The sequence below is a fragment of the Roseateles sp. GW821-FHT02E12 genome (genome assembly GCF_059421665.1).
On the sequence record NZ_JBWKVK010000002.1, the window covers coordinates 974,794 to 995,071 of the forward strand.

17 protein-coding genes are annotated in these 20,278 nt (G+C 69.9%); 12 read left to right on the top strand and 5 right to left on the bottom strand.

The annotated features are described in order from the left end of the window. Positions 1-17 precede the first annotated feature (17 nt). Positions 18-1,619: an L-aspartate oxidase gene (gene nadB / locus AC07V5_RS15275; protein ID WP_495116526.1), complete on the top strand. Its 1,602-nt coding sequence runs from the start codon at positions 18-20 to the stop codon at positions 1,617-1,619. A gap of 13 nt (positions 1,620-1,632) precedes the next feature. Here the strand turns inward: nadB and AC07V5_RS15280 are convergent, their stop codons facing one another. Both AC07V5_RS15280 and nadA read right to left on the bottom strand, forming a co-directional pair. After that, positions 1,633-1,923, bottom strand: a complete 291-nt coding sequence (locus AC07V5_RS15280) for a late competence development ComFB family protein (RefSeq protein ID WP_495116527.1) — start codon at positions 1,921-1,923, stop codon at positions 1,633-1,635. 39 nt (positions 1,924-1,962) lie between these two features. Further along, positions 1,963-3,063 (bottom strand): quinolinate synthase NadA, encoded by a 1,101-nt coding sequence (gene nadA / locus AC07V5_RS15285; RefSeq protein ID WP_495116528.1) that lies wholly within the window; start codon positions 3,061-3,063, stop codon positions 1,963-1,965. A 75-nt stretch (positions 3,064-3,138) separates the two neighbouring features. On the opposite strand from nadA, the gene AC07V5_RS15290 reads away from it, so the two are divergent. Then, positions 3,139-3,951 (top strand): substrate-binding periplasmic protein, encoded by an 813-nt coding sequence (locus AC07V5_RS15290; RefSeq protein ID WP_495116529.1) that lies wholly within the window; start codon positions 3,139-3,141, stop codon positions 3,949-3,951. Between the two features lie 16 nt (positions 3,952-3,967). On the opposite strand, the gene AC07V5_RS15295 is transcribed toward AC07V5_RS15290, so the two are convergent. Then, complete coding sequence (locus AC07V5_RS15295; protein WP_495116530.1) at positions 3,968-4,666, bottom strand: hypothetical protein; 699 nt, start codon at positions 4,664-4,666, stop codon at positions 3,968-3,970. Between the two features lie 110 nt (positions 4,667-4,776). Continuing rightward, positions 4,777-5,742, bottom strand: a complete 966-nt coding sequence (locus tag AC07V5_RS15300) for a DNAJC11 domain-containing protein (protein ID WP_495116531.1) — start codon at positions 5,740-5,742, stop codon at positions 4,777-4,779. Positions 5,743-6,032: 290 nt separating this feature from the next. On the opposite strand from AC07V5_RS15300, the gene AC07V5_RS15305 reads away from it, so the two are divergent. Then, the gene (locus AC07V5_RS15305; RefSeq protein WP_495116532.1) at positions 6,033-9,218 is read left to right on the top strand and encodes a ligand-binding sensor domain-containing diguanylate cyclase; all 3,186 of its coding nucleotides are present in this window, start codon (positions 6,033-6,035) and stop codon (positions 9,216-9,218) included. Here the strand turns inward: AC07V5_RS15305 and AC07V5_RS15310 are convergent. Next, complete coding sequence (locus tag AC07V5_RS15310; protein ID WP_495116533.1) at positions 9,215-10,024, bottom strand: AraC family transcriptional regulator; 810 nt, start codon at positions 10,022-10,024, stop codon at positions 9,215-9,217. The genes AC07V5_RS15305 and AC07V5_RS15310 overlap by 4 nt on opposite strands. Positions 10,025-10,093: 69 nt before the next feature. Between AC07V5_RS15310 and AC07V5_RS15315 the strand changes: the two genes are divergently transcribed. The 9 genes from AC07V5_RS15315 (at position 10,094) to AC07V5_RS15355 (ending at position 20,272) form a co-directional block, all read left to right on the top strand. Next, complete coding sequence (locus AC07V5_RS15315) at positions 10,094-11,353, top strand: MFS transporter (RefSeq protein WP_495116534.1); 1,260 nt, start codon at positions 10,094-10,096, stop codon at positions 11,351-11,353. A gap of 13 nt (positions 11,354-11,366) precedes the next feature. Beyond that, positions 11,367-12,002: a LysE family translocator gene (locus AC07V5_RS15320; RefSeq protein WP_495116535.1), complete on the top strand. Its 636-nt coding sequence runs from the start codon at positions 11,367-11,369 to the stop codon at positions 12,000-12,002. 52 nt (positions 12,003-12,054) lie between these two features. Beyond that, positions 12,055-12,510, top strand: a complete 456-nt coding sequence (locus tag AC07V5_RS15325; protein ID WP_495116536.1) for a group II truncated hemoglobin — start codon at positions 12,055-12,057, stop codon at positions 12,508-12,510. Between the two features lie 79 nt (positions 12,511-12,589). After that, positions 12,590-12,991: a hypothetical protein gene (locus AC07V5_RS15330; protein ID WP_495116537.1), complete on the top strand. Its 402-nt coding sequence runs from the start codon at positions 12,590-12,592 to the stop codon at positions 12,989-12,991. 67 nt (positions 12,992-13,058) lie between these two features. Then, positions 13,059-14,174 carry an AI-2E family transporter gene (locus tag AC07V5_RS15335; RefSeq protein WP_495116538.1) on the top strand — a complete coding sequence of 372 codons (1,116 nt, stop codon included), beginning with the start codon at positions 13,059-13,061 and terminating at the stop codon, positions 14,172-14,174. Between the two features lie 42 nt (positions 14,175-14,216). Further along, positions 14,217-15,938 (top strand): thiamine pyrophosphate-binding protein, encoded by a 1,722-nt coding sequence (locus AC07V5_RS15340; protein WP_495116539.1) that lies wholly within the window; start codon positions 14,217-14,219, stop codon positions 15,936-15,938. Continuing rightward, a complete protein-coding gene (locus AC07V5_RS15345; protein ID WP_495116540.1) occupies positions 15,931-16,155 on the top strand; it encodes an RNA-binding S4 domain-containing protein in 225 nt (74 codons plus the stop codon). The genes AC07V5_RS15340 and AC07V5_RS15345 overlap by 8 nt, the downstream gene beginning before the upstream one ends. 49 nt (positions 16,156-16,204) lie before the next feature. After that, the gene (locus tag AC07V5_RS15350) at positions 16,205-17,491 is read left to right on the top strand and encodes a metal-dependent hydrolase family protein (protein ID WP_495116541.1); all 1,287 of its coding nucleotides are present in this window, start codon (positions 16,205-16,207) and stop codon (positions 17,489-17,491) included. A gap of 411 nt (positions 17,492-17,902) precedes the next feature. Then, positions 17,903-20,272, top strand: a complete 2,370-nt coding sequence (locus AC07V5_RS15355; protein WP_495116542.1) for a pectate lyase family protein — start codon at positions 17,903-17,905, stop codon at positions 20,270-20,272. Positions 20,273-20,278 lie beyond the last annotated feature (6 nt).

Genomic DNA, 20,278 nt, shown 5'->3' on the forward strand with positions numbered 1-20,278 from the left:
CAGGACAATGCCCGGCCATGACTGCTGCTCCCCACGACGCTCCCGTCGTCATCATCGGCGCCGGCCTCGCCGGCCTGACCGTGGCCCTGCACCTGGCTGACAGCGTGCCCGTCGTCATCCTCGCCAAGCGCGAGCTGACCGAGGCGGCCACGGCCTGGGCCCAGGGTGGCATCGTCGGCGTGCTGGGCAGCGACGACTCCATCGAAAGCCATGTGCGCGACACCCAGGACGCCGGCGCCGGCCTCGTCGACGAAGCCGCGGCGCGCTTCATCGCCGAGCGCAGTGCCGCGGCGGTGGGCTGGCTGGTGGATCAGGGTGTGCCCTTCACGCCCGACGACACGGGGCCGATGGGCCTGCACCTGACGCGCGAGGGCGGCCACGCGGTGCGCCGTATTGCCCACGCGGCCGACGCGACGGGCAAGGCCATCCATGACCAACTGCTGGAGGTGGCGCGCCGCCACCCCAACATCACGCTGTGCGAGCGCTGGATGGCGCTGGACCTGATCACGTCCCGCCACGCGCAGCGCGACGAGCCTACGCGCTGCTACGGCGTCTACGCGCTGGACATGGACCATCAGCGCGTCGAGACCCTGTCGGCCCGCGCCGTCGTGCTGGCCACGGGCGGCGCCGGCAAGGTCTACCGCTACACGACCAACCCCGACACCTCCACCGGCGACGGCATTGCGATGGCCTGGCGCGCCGGCTGCCGCGTGGCGAACATGGAGTTCATCCAGTTCCACCCGACGTGCCTGTACCACCCGCAGGAGCGCAGCTTCCTCATCACCGAGGCGCTGCGCGGCGAGGGCGGTCACCTCAAGTTGCCGGATGGCACGCGCTTCATGGCCGCGCACGATGCGCGCATGGAGCTGGCGCCACGCGACATCGTCGCCCGCGCGATCGACTTCGAGATGAAGAAGCACGGCCTGGACCATGTGTGGCTGGACGCCACGCACCTGGGCGAGGCCTTCCTCATCGAGCATTTCCCCACCATCCACGCGCGCTGCCTGAAGCTCGGCATCGACATCGCGAAGCAGCCCATCCCCGTCGTGCCGGCCGTGCACTTCACCTGTGGCGGCGCGGTGACCGACCTCAGCGGCCGCTGCGACCTGCCCGGCCTCTATGCGGTGGGCGAGACCGGCTACACCGGCCTGCACGGCGCCAACCGGCTGGCGAGCAACTCGCTGCTGGAGTGCGTGGTACTGGGCCAGACCTGCGCGGCAGACATCCTCAGCAAGGAAGCCCTGCCACCGGCGCCGCTGCCGGCCTGGGACGAAAGCCAGGTCGAGAACGCGGACGAGCAGGTCGTCATCGCCCACAACTGGGACGAGCTGCGCCTGCTGATGTGGAACTACGTCGGCATCGTGCGCACCACCAAGCGGCTGGAGCGCGCCCTGCATCGCATCGCGCTGTTGCGCAGCGAGATCGACGACTACTACGCCAACTTCCGCGTCACGCGCGACCTGCTGGAGCTGCGCAACCTGGTGGACTGCGCCGAGCTCATCGTGCGCTCAGCCCTGATGCGGCACGAGAGCCGCGGCCTGCACTACAGCCGCGACTACCCGCAGACACTGCCGGTGAGCTTCCCGACGGTGTTGATCAGCGAGAGACGGCGGCGCTGAGCCTGGAGCCGCCTTACTTGCGCGACCTCAGCGCCGTTCTTGCCTGCACGAAGTTGAACGCATAGCTGACCGCCTCGACGATGGCGTTGTCGATCTCCAGGCGCTCGTGCTCCGTCAGGTAGAAGCTGAAGTCCACCTCGTGGCGGATGTAGCGCGGGGGCAGGCGGTTCAGGGCCACGCAGGCGACGTCGCAGAGCAGGTCGTTGCTACCTGCGATCTCCGGGTAGTCCTTGGATGCGTCGATCACCGAGCCGAAGACTTCGCGCTCGTGGTGGTTGTACAGGGAGCTGAAGTCGGCATTCATGGCGGGCCTTCCTGATGGGATGACGGATTTATAGCGCGTTCATGCGGCGCCGATGCCTGGAGTCATCCCGCTGGCGGTAGCCTTTCGCGCGGCGACGAAATTCAGCATGCGGTTGATGCAGCCCTGCGCCTTCACGCGGATGGGCTCGTCGACCTGGATCTCGGGCTGGCCGCTTTCGAGGCAGTCCACCAGGTTGGCCAGGCCGTTCATCGCCATCCACGGGCAGTGGGCGCAGCTCTTGCATGTCGCGCTGTTGCCGGCGGTGGGCGCCTCGATGAGCGTCTTGCCCGGCGCCAGCTGACGCATGCGGTGCAGGATGCCGTTGTCGGTCGCGACGATGTAGGCCGGCGCCTTGCCGTCGACGACGGCCTTGATCAGCGCCGAGGTCGAGCCGACGACGTCGGCCTGCTCGACGACGCTCTTGGGCGACTCGGGGTGCACCAGGACGAGGGCACCGGGGTGCTGCTCGCGCAGCAGCTCCAGCTCCAGGCCGCGGAACTCGTCGTGCACGATGCAGGCGCCGTTCCACATCAGCATGTCGGCGCCGGTCTGCTCCTGGATGTAGCGGCCGAGGTGCCGGTCGGGCGCCCACAGGACCTTCTGGCCCTTGGCGTGCAGGTCGGCCACGATCTCCAGCGCACAGGAGCTGGTCACCATCCAGTCGGCGCGTGCCTTCACGGCAGCACTGGTGTTGGCGTAGACGACGACCTGGCGGTCGGGATGGGCGTCGCAGAAGGCGGCGAAGTCGTCAGCCGGGCAGCCCAGGTCCAGCGAGCAGGTGGCGTCCAGGTCGGGCATCAGCACGCGCTTCTCGGGGCTGAGGATCTTGGCCGTCTCGCCCATGAAGCGCACGCCGGCCACCACCAGGGTCTGGGCGGTGTGGTCGCGGCCGAAGCGGGCCATCTCGAGCGAGTCGGACACGATGCCGCCGGTCTCCAGCGCCAGGTCCTGCAGCCAGCCATCCACGTAGTAGTGGGCGACCAGCACGGCGTTGTGTTTTTGAAGCAAGGCCTTGGCGCGGTCGGCCAGCGCGTGGCGCTCGGTGGGGGTCAGCGGCGCGGGCGTCTTGGCCCAGGCATGCGCGGTGGAGCAGGTGCCGGCGGCGTCCTGCTTGGTGTAGTCGAACAGCTGTGTGTCCATGGCGTAAGTCTCGGGGAATACGGGGGCGCGTCGTCAGCGGCTGGCGGGTCGGCTGGGCCTTCCTACACTCGGCGCATGGCGATGTTGGGTGATTGTCCGTCCGCTTGCGATTCGACCGGCACCGCGGGGCCTTGGGCGCGGCGATTTGCCGGGCTGGCGCTGGCGCTGGGCGGCCTGGGCGCCGCGCAGTCTGCACCGGACGACGCCAAGCCCGTGCTGCGCTTCATCGTGGGCGAGGACTGGGCGTCGCCGTATCTTGAACTGAGCGGCGGCCGGCCGGTCGGCGGGCTGGCCTTCGACATCATGGAAAAGGTGGCCGCCGCGGCAGGCGCCCGGCCCGAATACCTCATGCTGCCGCCCAAGCGCACCCAGGCCGCGCTGCACGCCGGCGAGGCCGACCTGATGTGCATGATGAGCCCCAAGTGGATGGCCGAGCCGCTGGGAGCCGACCGGGTCGGCCCGGCCATGGCGGTGCTGGAAGACGTGCTTGCCGTTGCGCCCGGCATGGGGGACGGAAAACCGCTGGACCTGTCGGCCCAGCGCGGCCTTCGGGTGGGCACGGTGTTGGGCTATCGCTACCAGGAGCTCGGGCCGCTTTTCGATGCGGGGCAACTGGCGCGCGAGGACGCTGGTACCCAGCAGGGCGTGCTGGACAAGCTCGCGCGCGGCCGCACCGCGGTGGCCGTGGTCGACCGCCTGGTGCTGGCCCAGTACAACCGCGCCCGCCCAGCCGCCGAGGCGCTGCGAGCGCTGCAGGTGGTGAGCCAGACGGTGACCCACTGCCTTCTCGGTGGCAAGACGCAGTTGCCGACCCGCCGGCTGCACTTGGCCTTGCGGGCCGTGGTTGACAAGGGCGAAGTGGCCCGGCTCGTGCAGCGCTACCGCTGAGCCGGGTGGGAGAGGGTCAACGGCCCCAGTCGCCGCGACGCCAGCCGGTGAACTGCGCGCCGTCCACCCAGCTGTGTTCCGCGTACTCGAAGGCGCGCTCCTGACCGCGCTGGTCCCTCGCGATGATGCGCAGCCGCTTGCCGCGGCCCGGGTCGGGGTCGACGCCGAAGGTGTCATTGCCCATGCGGAACTTCTCGTCGCGGCGGGCCAGTTCACGCAGGCGGCCGGACACATCCACCTCGCGGCCCGGCGTGCCGTAGCTCGCGGAGAGGATGGTGAACTGGCCTTCGTCCTGGTTGTCGCGGTCGCGGTGGGGGTTGCCCGCCCAGCCGCCGTTGTAGTTCGCTTCGCCCCAGCGGCCGCCGGCCCAGCCGGTGAACTGCATGCCGTCGATCCAGGCGCGCTCCGGGTAGTCGAAGCGGCGCTCGCGGCCCTGGCGGTCGCGGGTGAAGATGCGCAGCGTCTTGTCGCGGCCGGGGTCGGGGTCCACGCCGAACAGGTCGTTCGTGAGGCGCACGCGGCGGTCGCGGCGGGCGAACTCACGCAGCTTGTCCGTCACGTCCACGTGATTGCGCTCGGTGCCGTAGCGGGCCTGCAGGATGGCGAACTCGCCGTCATCCTCGCCGCGCTGCGCCAGTGCGGGCGTTGAGAGCCCGGCCAGCAGGGAGGTCGCAAGGGCTGCGCCTGCGCCCAGTACATAGTTGCGTCGAATCATGGTGCCTGTCTCCGTAGTGGTGGCAGGCTTCATGCTGGCCTTGGCCGAGGGTGCGCTGCGTCGGATGACAGGCCGTTTGCAGGCCAGCGGGCATGCATGCCCGCCCTCGATCAAGGCAGGCGCATCGTGTCGCGCTCGCTGACTCTCACCGTGTTCGTCGGCTCGTTGCCCCAGCGATAGGTCACGCTCAAGGCCTTGCGGTGGCCCGGTGCGGGGTCGAAGCCGAACAGCTCGTTGCGCACGTCCAGTTCGAGACGATCGCCGCGCACCTGGGCGCGCACGGCCTGGGTCACGTCCACCCAGCGGTTTTCGCCGCCGCCGTAGCTGGCGCTCTCGATGACGAGGCGGCCGGTGGCCACGGGCCTGGCCGGGCCGCGGTCGCCCCGGTCCCCGCCGCGGCCGCCCCAGTCACCGCGGCCCCAGCCGACGAACTGGTTGCCGTCCACGGTCTGGTACTCGCGGTACTCGAAGCTGCGCTGCTGGCCGGCGCGGTCGCGGGCGACGATGCGCAGGATCTTGGTCTGGCCCGGCAGCGGGTCCACGCCGAAGACGTCGTTGGTCAGGCGGAATTGCTGGTCGCGCCGCGCTAGTTCGCGCAGTCGGTCGGTCACGTCCACGTCGCGGCCGCTGGCGCCGTAGGTGGCGTAGAGGATGGTGAACTCGCCATCGTCACGACGGTCACCGCGATCACCGCGATCACCATGCCAGCCGCGCGAGCCACCCGAATCGCCCCAGTTGCCCCCGCCCCAGCCGATGAACTGCGCGCCGTCCACCCAGTCGCGTTCGCGGTACTCGAACTGGCGCTCCTGGCCCTGGCGGTCGCGCGCAAAGATGCGCAGCGTCTTCGTGCGGCCCGGGTCGGGGTCGACACCGCCGAACAAGTCGTTCGTCAGCCTGAAGCGCCGGTCCTGGCGCGCCAGCTCGCGCAGGCGGCCGGTCACGTCCACGTGGTTGCGCTCGGTGCCGTAGCGGGCCTGCAGGATGACGAATTCACCGTCGTCTTCGGCACGGGCTGGCAGGGCCAGGCCGGCTGCGAGGCCGCCGAAAAGCGCGAGGGTCAGGTGGCGTCGTTGCATGGCGAATCTCCTTGTTGTCGTTGATGCAATCCATCCTACGGCGCCAGCCGGTGCTCCGGTGCCAGCGCGTGTGCATTGCAGCCGGCTCTTTAAAGCGCGGCAATCAGCACAACGCGCAGGCCCTCCACCTCGCGGACCACCCGCCGCTGCGCGAGCCGGTTTTCGTCGTAAGGGGTCGTAACGCAGCATGGCGCTGCCCAGCCACCGCACTCGCTCCGCACGGGCAAGAAGCACCTTGGCTTGGCAGATACTCGCGGCCCCCGCAGAGGGAGCGTCGTTGGAGAGCCTGTTTGCCCCCGTCCTGGATTGCGCGCCTGGCCTGGCTGGCCGGCCTGCTGTTGTTGCCCCTGATCGTGCTTGCCCAGACGCGGCCGGGCCTGGTCAGCTTCCAGCGCGTCGCCATGCCCGACGACGTGCCCGCCCACCTCGGCACCGCGCTGGCCCAGGACGCCCAGGGTTTCCTGTGGATAGGCACCCAGGACGGCCTGGTGCGCCACGACGGCTATGGCTTCAAGGTCTACCGGCCGAGGCCGGGTGACGCGGCCTCGCTGGGCGGCAGCTATGTGCGGGCGCTGCAGGTGGCGCGCGACGGGCGGCTGTGGGTAGGCACCATCAGCGGCGGCTTGAGCGCCTTCGACCCCCGCACCGAGAGCTTCCGCCAGTTCCGCCACCGCGACGGCGATGCCGCCAGCCTGGCGCATGACCGCGTCGAGTCCATCGCCGAAGACCGCGATGGCGCGCTGTGGATTGCCACCGACGACGGCCTGGACCGGCTGGACCCGGCCAGCGGCGCCATCCGCCACCACCGCCACGACGCCAAGCGCCCGAACAGCCTGGCGCACGATCAACTCCGCGCACTGCTCGTCGACCGCGGTGGCCGGCTCTGGGTGGGTGGCCGGGGCGGCCTGCAGCAGTGGCGCGGCGAGGCCGAAGGCTTTGTCGCCATTGCCAAGGACGAGCTGGCCGGCCAGCATGTGACACGCCTGTTCGAGGACAGCCGGGGCCGACTCTGGATCGGCACGGCTGCCCACGGCCTGGCCATGTTTGACCCGGCCGCGCCAGGCCCGCTGAAGCGCTGGCCGCCCGCCGCCAAGGGCCCGCAGGGCGGCGACGCCTTGAGCCACTACTGGGTCTACGGCATTGCCGAAGGCGCCAGCGGCGAGATCTGGGTGGCGACCTTTGGCGGCGGCGTCGACGTCATTGACGGCGCCTCGCTGCGCGTCGTCGACCGTTTGCGCCACGACGCCGGCCTGCCCAGCACGCTGGGCAACGACCGCATCGGCGGCGTGCTGGCCGACCGCTCCGGCCTGATGTGGGTGGCCACCTGGGGCGGCGGCCTGGCGCGCCACGACCCGAGCACGCGCGGCTTCCTGAAGCTGCGCCATCGCGCTGGCGACACCGATGGCCCCAGCCACCCCGCCATCGTGCGCGCGCTGGAAATGGCAGACGGCCGGCTCTGGCTGGGCACGAATGGCCACGGCGTCGACGTGTTGGACGGCGAGGGTCATCTCGTCGACGGCCTGCGCCCGGAGGCAGCCAGGCCCGACGCGCTGGCCGACGGGTCGGTCACCTGCCTGGCCCAGGGCCCGGACGGCAGCGCGTGGGTGGCGACGTTGGACGGCAGCCTGCACCGCCAGCGCCCGGGCCGGCGCGGCTTCGAGCGCCTGGGCACGGCGCAAGGCCTGCCGGGCGGGCCGATCCGGGCGATGGCCTTCGGCCGTGACGGGGCGCTGTGGGCCGGCTCGCTGAACGGCCTCGCGCGCATCGCGCCGGACGGCGCCGTCACGAGCTTTGTCCACCGCGCCGACGACCCGGCCACGCTGGCCGGCCGCAGCGTCGAGTCCCTGGCCTTCATGCCCGATGGCCAGCTCTGGGTGGGCTCGGACCGCGGCCTGAGCGTGCTTGACCCGGCCACCGGCCATGCCACGCGCATCCAGCGCGACCCGGCTCGCGCCGACAGCCTGCCCAACAACTGGGTGCCCGACCTGCTGGTGGCCCGCGACGGCCGCCTCTGGGTCGCGACGCCCGACGGCGTGGCCATCCTCAAATCCTGGGACGGCAAGACGGCGAGCTTCGACGTATTGAACCGCCGCCTGGACCTGCCCAGCAGCCCGACCGAATCGCTGATCGAGGACGCTGACGGCCAGGTCTGGCTTTCAAGCCGCGCACGCATCGACCCCAAGAACTGGCGCGTGCAGCGCTTCGACGCGTCGGATGGCAACGAGTTCCGCAGCCTCTTCATCGCCAGCCGTGCACTGACGCGCGATGGCCGCCTGCTGTTCGGCTCGCCCGAGGGGCTGCTTGTCGTCAAGCCGCAAGCGCTGAAAGCCTGGGCCTACGCGCCGCCGTTGCGTGCCACGGCCATCAGCATCGACGGCCAGGCCTTGCCCGCCACCCAGCAGGCGCTGATGCTGCAACCCGGCCAGCGCAGCCTGCGCGTCGAGTTCGCGGCGCTGGACCTGAGTGCGCCGCAGAAGCTGCACTACCGCTACCGCCTCGACGGCTTCGACCGCGACTGGAACGCGGCCGCTGCCGACCAGCGCCTGGCCGCCTACACCGGCCTGCCGCCAGGCCGCTACAAGCTGGTCGTGCAGGGCAGCAACCGCGCCGGTACCTGGAGCGAGCCGGCGTTGACCCTGGACGTGCAGGTGATGCCTGCGCTGCACCAGACCTGGTGGTTCCGTGCCGGCATGGCCTTGCTGGCCCTACTGCTCGTCGTCGCCGTGTTCCGGCTGCGCCTGCGCACGCTGCGCCGCCGTGGCGCGGAGCTGGAGCGCGTCGTTGCCGAGCGCACGGCCGACCTGCAGGCGGCCTACGAGCGCATCGAGCAGGCCAGCCTGACCGACCCGCTGACCGGCCTGCACAACCGTCGCTTCCTGGAGCAGATGCTGCCGGCCGACCTGGAGCTGGCCACGCGCAGGCACACCGCCGGCCACCCCGTGCCGCCAGACTCCGACCATGTGCTGCTGATGCTGGACCTGGATCACTTCAAGTCCGTCAACGACAGCCACGGCCACGCCGCCGGCGACGCCGTGCTTGTGCAGACGGCCGCACTGCTGCGCCGCGCCCTGCGTGCGTCGGATTACGTCGTGCGCTGGGGTGGCGAGGAGTTCCTCGTCGTCGCCCGTTTCGTCGAGCGGGCGTCGGGTGCTCAGTTGGCCGAGAAGATCCGCTCGGCCGTTGCGGCGCACGAGTTCCGGCTGCCGGGCGGCGGGGTGCTCCGTCGCACCGTGTCCATCGGCTTTGCCGCCTTCCCGATTGCGCCGGGCCAGCCGGGCGACCTGGATACGTTGCAGCATCTGGCCGACCTGGCGCTGTACGCGGCCAAGCGCAGCTGGCGCGATGCCTGGGTGGGTATGGAGCTGCGTGAGGGCAGGGCGGTGGAGGACTTCTTCGCCGACCCGGCGGCGGCTGCCGAGGCTGGCGTCGTCACGGTGCTGGCGCCGCAGCGTGCGACACCGCTGCGCTGGGTTTAAGCCTCCGCAAAGAACCGGCTCGGCGGCATGCCCACCGTGCGCGTCACCATGGCCGTGAAGGCGCTGGCGCTGGCATAGCCCAGCTCGCTGGCGATGAAGCTCATCGGCCGGCCGCGGGCGGCCAGCGTCAGCGCGTGAGCCAGCAGCAACTGCGAGCGCCATTGCGCAAAGCTGGTGCCCAGCTGCTCGCGGAACAACCGGCTCAGCGTGCGCGGGCTGGCGCCGGCCTCCGCGGCCCATTCATCCAGGCCGGCGTGCCGGCCCGGCTCGCGCAGCATGGCCTCGCAGAGCTTGCGCAGGCGTGCGTCCTGCGGCAGCGCAACGCCCAGGGCCAGCGGCCGGGCGCGCTGCAGTTCGATGAGAACCAGCTGCTCGATGCCGCGGCGGCGCTCGGTGTCCTCGTGGCTCTCGGCCGGCGCCGGGTCGGGCACGGCGGGCAGGGCCAGCACCAGCTCACGCAGCAGCGGCGATACCTCCAGCACCCGACCCACCTGCCAGGCCGCGCTCGTCAGCAGCTCGGGGCCGAGATAGAGCGTGCGCAGGTCTGCCTGCTCGATGGCTGTGACCGCGTGGACGATGCCGGGCGGGATCCACACCGCGCGCGACGGCGGCACGATGTAGGTGGAGGCCTCCGTGCTGACCCGCACGGCCCCGGTCATCGAGAACACGAGCTGGGCCCAGTCGTGGCGGTGCGGCTGGATGTCGGTCAGGTGCTCCAGCACCCGCGACTTGGCGCGCAGCGGGCGCTCCGCCGAGGGCGCAAAGAGCTCGGGTGAGAAGGCAGGGATGCTGGTGCGACCGGCCATGGCGGGATTTCGATAGAACTTGACGAACCATCGTAACCAAGCCGAGCCTGGCTTGCCTAGAGTGATGGAATGGATACCGCCCTCGCTTCTTCCCTGGATGCCGGCCTGCAGCGCCGGCGCGACGTCACGACGATCTCCACCATCGGCGTCGCCCACGGCACCTCGCATTTCTTCCACATGCTGCTGCCGCCGCTGTTCCCGGCCTTCATCCAGGCCTTCGGGCTGAGCTATTCGGAGCTGGGCCTGCTGGTGACGACCTTCTTCGTCATCTCGGGCGCGGGGCAGGCGCTGTCGGGCTTCATCGTCGACCGCATCGGCGCGCGCCCGGTGCTGTTCGCAGCGATGGCGAGCTTCTTCCTCGCCTCCATCGCCGCCGGCCTGGCCCAGGGCTTTGGCGGCTTGATGCTGGCGGCGGCCCTGGCGGGCATGGGCAATGCGCCCTTCCACCCGGCGGACTTCACCATCCTGAACAAGCGCGTGTCCCAGCCGCGCCTGGGCCATGCCTTCTCGGTGCATGGCATCAGCGGCAACCTCGGCTGGGCGTTCGCGCCGGTTTTCTCGATTGGCATTGCGGAGGCGACGGGCAACTGGCGCTTCGCCTACCTCGGCACCGCGCTCGTCGCGCTGACGGTGATGGCCGTGCTGTTCTGGCAGCGCTCGGCAATCGACGACCGCCAGGGCTCCTGGGGGCATGCCAAGCCCGCTGCTGGCGCCAAGGAAGAACACCCGATGGCCTTCCTGAAGCTGCCGTCGGTCTGGCTGTGCTTCTCGTTCTTCTTCTGGAGCACGGCGGCGCTGTCGGCCATCCAGAGCTTTGCCAGTCCGGCCCTGCACGACATCTACGGCCTGCCACTGGCTCTGACGGCCTATGTCGTCACCGGCTACATGCTGGCCGGCGCGGCGGGCATGGTCTGCGGTGGTTTCCTGGTGGCCAAGGCCGAGCGGCTGGAGCGCACCATCGCGCTGGCACTGGCGTTGGCAGCCGGCCTGCTGCTGCTTGTTGCGACCGGCGTGCTGCCGGGCCTGCTGGCCGCCATCGTCGCGGCCCTGGCTGGCTTCGGCACCGGCCTGGCCGGGCCTTCACGCGACATGCTCATCAAGCGCGCCTCGCCGCCCGGTGCGACGGGTCGCGTCTACGGCACCGTCTATTCGGGTCTGGACATCGGCTTCGCGCTCGCCGCGCCGGTGTTCGGCGCCATCCTGGACCACGGCATGCCGCGTGGCGTTTTCGCCGGCTCGGCCGCGGCGCTGCTGATGGGCGTGGCGTCGGCCGGCCTGGTGGGCATCGGGCTGGCGCGGCGGCGCGCCATGGTGCCTGCGGCCACCTGATCCGCGGGCGCTCATGCCGTCCACGCCCAACCTCCTGCTCTTCGCGGCAGCGGCTTTGCTGATGGCCGTCACGCCGGGGCCGAACATGGTCTACCTGATCTCGCGCTCCATCTGCCAGGGGCGCATGGCCGGCGTCATGTCCTGGCTGGGCGTCGTGCTGGGCTTCACGGTGCACATGGTCTGCGCCGCGGTCGGGCTGACGGCGCTCTTCATGGCCGTGCCGCTGGGCTATGAGTTGCTGAAGTTCGCCGGCGCCCTCTACCTGCTGTGGATGGCCTGGCAGGCGGTTCGCCCCGGTGCGCGGTCACCCTTCGAGCCGCGGGCCTTGCCTGTGGAGCGGCCCCGCAAGCTGTTCACCATGGGCCTGCTGACCAGCATCCTCAACCCCAAGGTGGCCATCTTCTATCTCTCCGTGTTGCCCCAGTTCGTCTCGCCCGAGGCGGGGTCGGTGCTGGCGCAGAGCCTCGTGCTCGGCACCACCCAGGTCTGCATCGGCTCGGCGGTCAATCTGTTGGTGGCCCTGTCTGCAGCACGCGTCGCGCTCTGGTTCTCGCGCAACCGCTTCTGGCTCGCGGCGCAGCGTTATGTGATGGGGCTGGTGCTGGGGGCGCTGGCCGTCAGGTTGCTGGGCCAGCAGCGCGCAGCTTGACGGGCGAGCGCCCGCCGGGCATCGTCGCGGCCCGGTTCGGCCAGGAGCAGCCATGCGAAACGACAGCCTTTTCGACGCCCTTGGCGGGCAAGGCGCCGTGCTGCGCCTGGCCCAGGCCTGGCATGCGCGGGTGCTGGCCGACGAGGTCGTCGCCCACGCCTTCAGCCACGGTTTCCACCCGCAGCACACCGAGCGCCTGGCGGCCTACTGGTGCGAAGCCTGGGGTGGCCCGGCGCTGTATAGCGGGCAGCTCGGCAGCCACTCGGCCGTTGTGAGAAGCCACAGCGGCAACGGTCCTCACGAAGAGATGGACCGTCGTGCCATCGCCTGCTTTGATCAGGCGCTCGCGGACATTGGCGTGGCCGATGCCGAGCTGCGGCGCGTGCTGCACGACTACTTCGCCTGGGCCACCACGCAGGCGATGGCGGCCTACCCGAGCCGCGGGCAAGCCGTGCCCGACGACCTCAGGCTGCCGCAGTGGTCTTGGCAGGGCCTGGTGAAGCCGTAACGGCGAGCCCGGCCGGTAAAGTGCCGGCCACCTTGTCCTTTGCAGGCTCTCCATGTCAATTCGTGGCCTCATTGCCCTGATGTTTCTTCTGGCCGCGGTCGGCCTGGGCTGGCAGCAGCGGGACCGGCTGCAGGCCTGGGCGGGCTCAGCCACGCTGCCGGCCGCGCCCAACCTCAGCTTCAGCGAGCCCCGGCCTGCGTCCGATGCGGCGGCACCCAAGGCGTCATCCAAGTTCCGGCCCGGTGAGCTGCGCAAGTGCGTCAACGGGCAGCAGGTGTCCTATTCGAATGTCGAATGCCCAGCCGGCGCCAAGGAGCTGGCCGTGGCCGCCGGGGCGGTCACCGTCGTGCCCGGCACCCCGGTCGCCAAGCCTGACGCGGCGGGCAGCGGCCCGTCAGCGCTTCACAAGGCGCTGGACATCACGCGCGACGACACGCTGCATCAGAAGATCATGGAGCGCCAGATCGAAGGGGCCCGTTGACGACGCAGCCCGACCGCGCCCGTACCATGCGCGACTCCCTACGCCTTGAGCCGATCCGGCGCGCTGCATGAAATTCAAGCATTTCGTCACCTCGCCCGTCCTTGAGAACAACGCCTTCCTGGCGCTGATGCTGGCGGTCAGCGTGGCCTTCGTCTGGATCCTGTTGCCCTTCGGCGGCGCGGTGTTCTGGGGCACGGTGATCGCGATCGTCTTCATGCCGGTCTACACCCGGCTGCTGCGCCGATGGAAGCAGCGGCGCACGCTGGCGGCACTCGCGACGGTCTCCCTGGTCGTGCTGATGGTTGTGCTGCCGCTGACGCTGTTGACCGGCATGTTGGTGAAGGAGGGCGCCGCGCTGTACCAGCGCGTGCAGTCGGGCGAAACCAACTTTGGCCGCTACTTCGAGCAGGTCGTCGCGGTGTTGCCGAGCTGGCTGCACGACGTGCTGGAGCATTTCGGGCTGACGGACCTGAAGGAGCTGCAGACGCGCATCACCGACACCATCACGAGCGGCAGCCAGATGATCGCGACGTACACCGTGAGCATGGGCCAGAACGCGCTGGACCTCGTCGTCGGTTTCTTCGTGATGCTCTACCTGGCGTTCTTCCTGCTGCGCGACGGTGCGTCTTTGAGCCGGCGCATTCGCGCCGCAGTGCCGCTCGCGCCTGAACATCGGCAACACCTGGCGGCGAAGTTCATCACCGTGATCCGCGCCACCGTCAAGGGCAACGTGCTGGTCGCCGCCGCGCAGGGCGCCTTGGGCGGCCTGGCGTTCTGGTTCTTCGGCATCAAGGGTGCGCTGCTGTGGGCGGTGCTGATGGCCTTCCTGTCGTTGCTGCCAGCCATTGGTGCGGGGCTGATCTGGCTGCCGGTGGCCATCTACTTCCTGGTGACCGGCGCCATCTGGCAGGGCGTGGCGCTGATCGCCTACGGTGTGCTGGTGATCGGCCTCGTGGACAACGTGCTGCGCCCCATCCTCGTCGGCAAGGACACGCAGATGCCGGACTACCTGGTGCTGATCTCCACCATCGGCGGCATGGCCGTCTTCGGCATCAACGGCTTCGTCATCGGCCCGGTGATCGCGGCGATGTTCATGGCGGTGTGGGACCTGTTCGCCACGGCGCGGGAAGAGGCAGCGGCGGAGCCGCAATCGCCCGAGGGCGACGGACCGGCAGCGTCATAGGTTCAAGCGCCGTCAGCATGGGCGGCGAGCTAAAGTCCCAACATGACTAGACAAGCTAACACCCCCCGTCTGGCCGGCCACAAGCTGGTCGAGGCGCTGATTGCCCAGGGCGTCGACACCGCGTTCGGCGTTCCCGGCGAATCCTTCCTCGCCGTGCTCGACGGCTTCCACGAGTACGCCGACAAGATCCGCTTCATCGCCTGCCGCCAAGAAGGCGGCGCGGCCTTCATGGCGGAGGCGCAGGGCAAGCTGACCGGCAAGCCCGGCATCTGCTTCGTGACGCGCGGCCCGGGCGCGACGAATGCCAGCATCGGCCTGCACACGGCTTTCCAGGATTCGACGCCGATGATCCTTTTCATCGGCCAGGTCGCCAGCGACCAGCGCGACCGCGAGGCCTTCCAGGAGGTGGACTACCGCCAGATGTTCGGCCCCGGCACGCTGGGCATGGCCAAGTGGGTGGGCGAGGTGCATGACGCCGAGCGCCTGCCCGAGTACGTGGCGCGCGCCTTTCACACGGCCATGCAGGGCCGGCCCGGCCCGGTCGTGCTGGTGCTGCCCGAGGACATGCTGACCAAGCCGATCACGGCCCCCGTCGTCGCGCCCGCGCGGCCGGCCGAAGCCGCGCCCACGCCGGCTGCGCTGGCTGAACTGCGCGAGCGCCTGGCCGCGGCGAAGAAGCCGCTCGTCATCGCCGGCGGCGGTGGTTGGACGCCCGAGGCCACGACGGCGCTGCAGGCTTTTGCCGAAGCCTGGCAGCTGCCCATCGGCTGCGCCTTCCGCTTCCAGGACCTGTTCGACAACGTGCACCCGAACTACGCCGGCGACGTCGGCATCGGCATCAATCCCAAGCTGGCCGCACGCGTGAAGGAGGCGGACCTCATCCTCGCCATCGGCCCGCGCCTGGGCGAGATGACGACCGGCGGCTACACGCTGCTGCAGGCGCCGCGGCCTGCCCAGGCCCTCATCCACATCCACGCCGGCGCCGAGGAGCTGGGCCGCGTCTACACGGGCGAGCTGCTCATCAACGCGAGCATGAGCCAGGCCGCACCGGCGCTGGCCGCGCTCACGCCGCCCGCCGACATCGCCTGGCGCGACTGGACGGCTGCCGCGAATGCCGACTACCGCGCCAACCTCGTGCCGGCGCCCGTTGCGCCGCTGGACATGGCCGAGGTCATCCACCTCATCGATGCCAAGCTGCCCGAGGGCACCATCTTCACGAACGGCGCCGGCAACTACAGCGGCTGGCTGCATCGCTTTCACCGCTACACGGCGCTGCATCGTTTCGGCAAGACGCAGCTGGCGCCGACCTCGGGCGCGATGGGCTACGGCGTGCCGGCCGCTGTGGCAGCTGCACTCCTGCAGGACCGCTGGGTCGTCAACATCGCCGGCGACGGCGACTTCCTGATGACCGGCCAGGAGCTGGCCACGGCCACGGGCTATGGCGCGAAGAAGCTGCTCGTCGTCGTTGTCGACAACGGCACCTACGGCACCATCCGCATGCACCAGGAGCGCGAGTACCCGGGCCGCGTGTCGGGCAGCGATCTCTTCAACCCCGACTTCGCCCAACTGGCCGAGGCCTTCGGCTTCGCGGCCTTCAAGGCCGAGAGCACGGAGCAGGTCGGCCCGGCGCTGGATGCGGCCATTGCGGCGGGCAAGCCGGCGCTGCTGCACCTGCGCCTGTCCAGTGACGTGTCCACGTCGCGCAGCACGCTGACCGCCATCCGCGAGGCCGGTGAGAAGGCGCAGAAAGCCCACCATGCTTGAGCTGCAACTCCGCGGCGAGTACATCGAACTCGACAAGCTGCTCAAGGCCATGGGCCTGGCCGACAGCGGCGGCCAGGCACGTGCGCTGATCTCGGCCGGCGAGGTGAGGGTGGACGGCCAGGTCGAGCTGCGCAAGACGGCCAAGATGCGCGCCGGCCAGGTCGTCGATTTCGGCGGCCAGCAGGTCAGGGTCATCCAGGGGCCGAGCGGCGGCTGAGCGGCATGACACTCGTGAGCGGCACTTTCTGCCGCTCACTTGGATCGTCATGCGCCGCTTCACTCTTGCCCTGCTGTTTGCCGCCTGCAATGCCGTCGCCGCGCCGGGTGAGACGCTGATCCACGCCGGCCGCCTCGTCGACACCGAGGCCGGCCGCGTGCTGGAGCGCCAGTCCATCGTCGTCTTTGGCGACAAGATCAGCGCGGTGAAGCCGGGCTATGTCGATGCCGCCGGCTATGACCGCCTCATCGACCTGACGGACCGCACGGTCATGCCCGGCCTCATCGACGCCCATGTGCATGTCAGCCACGAAAGCGCCCCGGGCGCCTACAGCGAGCGCTTCTTCCAGAACCCGACCGATGCGGCGCTGCACGCGACCGTCTATCTGCGCCGCATCCTCGATGCCGGCTTCACGACGGTGCGCGACCTCGGCGCACCCGACGGCCTGGCCATCAGCCTGCGCGACGCGACGGCCAAGGGCTGGATCACCGGCCCGCGCATCTTCGCGGCCGGCAAGGCCATCGGCACGACCGGCGGCCATGCCGACCCCACCAACGGCCTGAACAACCAACTCCGCGGCGACCCCGGCCCGGTCGAGGGGGTCATCAACGGCGCCGACGACGCACGCAAGGCCGTGCGCCAGCGCTACAAGGAAGGTGCTGACCTCATCAAGCTGACCGGTACCGGCGGCGTGTTGAGCCTGGCGACGAATGGCGTCAACCCGCAGTTCACCGATGCCGAGTTGAAGGCCGTCGTCGATACGGCCAAAGACTATGGCTTCGCCGTCGCCGTGCATGCCCATGGCAAGGAGGGCATGCTGCGCGCCATTCGCGCCGGCGTGGATTCCATCGAGCATGGCTCCTACCTCGACGACGAGGTTGTGGCCGCGATGAAGCAGCACGGCACCTGGCTGGTGCCAACGCTGTCGGCCGGGCGCTTTGCGAGCGAGAAGGCGCAACAGCCGGGCTACTTTCCCGAGGTGGTCAGGCTCAAGGCGATCAGCGTCGGCATCCTCGTGCAGCAGGCCTTGAACCGCGCCTGGAAGGGCGGCGTGAAGATCGCCTTCGGCACGGACTCGGGTGTCGGCCCGCATGGCGCCAATGCCAAGGAATTTGGCTACCTCGTCGAGGCCGGCATGCCGGCGATGGCCGCCATCCAGAGTGCGACGGTCCATGCCGCACGGTTGCTGCGCCAAGAGGGCCAGCTCGGCGCGATCGCGCCCGGCCGCCTGGCCGACATCGTCGCCGTCAAGGGCGACCCACTGGCCGACATCCGGCTGATGGAAAAGGTCGACTTCGTCATGAAGGCGGGCCGCGTCATCCCGCCTGGCGGCTGACAACGTTGCCTGCGGGTTCGCCTCGCCCCCTGAACAAATGCCCTCAGGGAATGCCCGGCGTTGACCCCAAATCAAAAAAACGAAACACTGTTTCACCTGCTCCTGAAACGAGACCACTGACCGGATGCCACCGGGTAGCCGGGGTCTCGCCAGCCGAAGCGGTGCGGTGCGCCTGCTGTGCCCGCTCACCCTCCTGACGCCTGAGCGAGCCGGTGCCGCACAGGTCGAAGCGCCCCTCGGCCTGCCGCCGATCCCCCCGTTCCCTGCTGCTGAAGCGCTGCGCGCCTGACCCCTGACGGGTCGGGTGCCGGGTGGGCTCATGCCTGCTTTCTTGCGAACGTTCAGACCCAGGGGGCGGCATGCCCAGCAAAGACAAAGCGCGCGCTGTACGAGCGCGCCAGGAGACATGCCATGACCTCAAGCAAGCCCAAATTGGGTCTGCTGGCTTCGTCCATCTCGCTCGGCCTGCTGGCCTGCGGTGGCGGCCAGGAGAACCCTGCGAACTTCGTGACCGTCCAGCAGGCCGGCGAGCAGGCAACGGCAGGACGCCTCGATACCGCGGCAGCCACTACCGAGACCGCCACCGCCAAGGCTCTGGCCGCGCGGGACCCGCGCCCGGCCACGCCGCCCCCGGCGCCCGCCATCGACGCGATGTCGCTGACCGACACCAGCGCGCCGCTGCTCTTCGACGTCGGCACCCGCACCTATGCCGCGCCGGCCACGATCAGCGGCCTGCACAACCCGAGCAACTACCGCGCGGCGCCCAAGCTGCCGGCCTGGCAGTTCGCCACCGTCGACCCCACCGGCGGCGCGCTGACTTTCGAGCGCGAGACCGCGCCCGACATCGGTTGGCATGGCCGGTCGCGCTCCGGCAAGGTGCTGGTCACCGGCGGCTCCGCAGCCGCGGCCAACCGCGTCTACACGGTGTTCAACAAGGAGCAGTTGCTGGCGGCGCTGCGCGAGGCGAAGAACGAGCCCAAGATCATCCGTGTCGTCGGCCACATCGACTTCCGCTGGCGCGATGGCAACACGGTGTTCGAGGAGTACACGGGCTTCCTGGACCAGAAGAACGGCGGCTCGCTGTCCATTCCGTCCAACACGACGCTGGTGGGCATCAACGACGGCAACGGCCGCCCGGCGCGCATCACCGGCACGCAGGTGCTCATCGGCATCGAGGCCGCGCTGGCGCCCGGTGGCGACCCCGAGGCCGACTTCAAGAACTGGGTGGCGGCGGGCAAGAACCCGGAAACCTACCCGACCTGGACGCGCAACATCATCCTGCGCAACCTGCAAATCGACACGCCCTGGGACGTCAACCCCGAGGACAGCGGCAACGCCTACATGGACGGCCTGACCGTCACGCGCGGCCAGCAGATCTGGATCGACCACGTGACGATCAGCGACGGCGACACGCCCGATTCGCTGGCGAGCGACACGCGGCACGATGGCGCTCTCGACGTGGTGCGCGGCAGCGACTACGTGACCATCTCCAACAGCGTCTTCAGCAAGCATCACAAGACGACGCTGGTGGGCAATGGGGACTCCGGCCGCGCCTGGAGCGACGCCGGCCGCCTGCACGTGACGATGGCCGGCAACTGGTGGAACGGCACCGGCTCACGCCTGCCGCTGGTGCGCTTCGGCCAGCTGCACATGTACAACAACCTCGTCAGCGGCAGCACGACGACCAGCGACGCGGACCTGAAGTTCGCCTCCGGCCTGGACGCGCGCTACCAGTCCGACGTCATCAACGAGAACAACTTCTACGAGTTCACCGGCCTCAAGCCCAAGGAGGTTTGCGGCAAGCTGGCCGGCGGCAAGGACGCGATCTCGATGCGCAGCAGCGGCCACCGCTTCATCAGCGACAAGGACGATCTCGGCAAGCCCATGGCCGGCGTCATCGACATCGAGCTGCAGGGCTGCGAGGGCGTGCCCGTTGCGCAGAACTGGGTGCCGCCGTATGCCTACACGCTGCGCACCGCGGATGCGGCGCGCGGTGCCGTGCAGTCCACCGCCGGTGCCGGCCGCGTGGGCATGTTCGCCGTGCAAGGCCCGGTGCCCGCACCGCTGCCGGGCGCACCAGCACCCAGCCCCACGCCCAGCCCCGCACCGAGCCCGACACCTTCGCCGGCTCCATCACCGAGCCCGACACCTGCACCCGCACCCGGCCCGAATCCGGCTCCGCTGATCCCGGGCACGGCCTGCACGCCGACGCTGCCCTGCGATGCGAACGGTGGCAACGAGCTGGTGTTGAGCCCGCTGGTGACCGTGCCGGCCCCGGCCGCGAGCTATGTGCAGGCCACCGGCACCTACACGATGTCGGGCGCCGGCGTCATCAACACCGGCAGCCCCTACGCGTTCAACTTCAAGTACAGGGCACTCACAGGCAACTTCACCTTCACCGCGCGCGTCGTCACCCAGGGCGGCAACGCGGACTCCGGCCGCGCTGGCGTGGTGGCGATGAACGGCCTGACCGGCACGCCGGCCTATGCCTGGACGGCGCGTTACTCGTCCACCGGAGCGATCAGGGCGGCCATCAACGGCAACAACAAATCCAACATCGGCAGCTTCTCCACGTCGGCCCTGCCGGTGTGGGTGAGGGTGGAGCGGCGTGGCAACGCGGTGTATTCCGCGGCCTCGGCCGACGGCCTCAGCTGGTCGGAGACCACCAACCTGACCGTGAGCGTGCCCACGCTCTACGTGGGCCTGGCCCTCTCGTCCGGCAACAACGGTGCGGTCGTCACGGCCGATTTCGACAACGTCACCGTCGTCGGCGGCCAGTAATCAAGG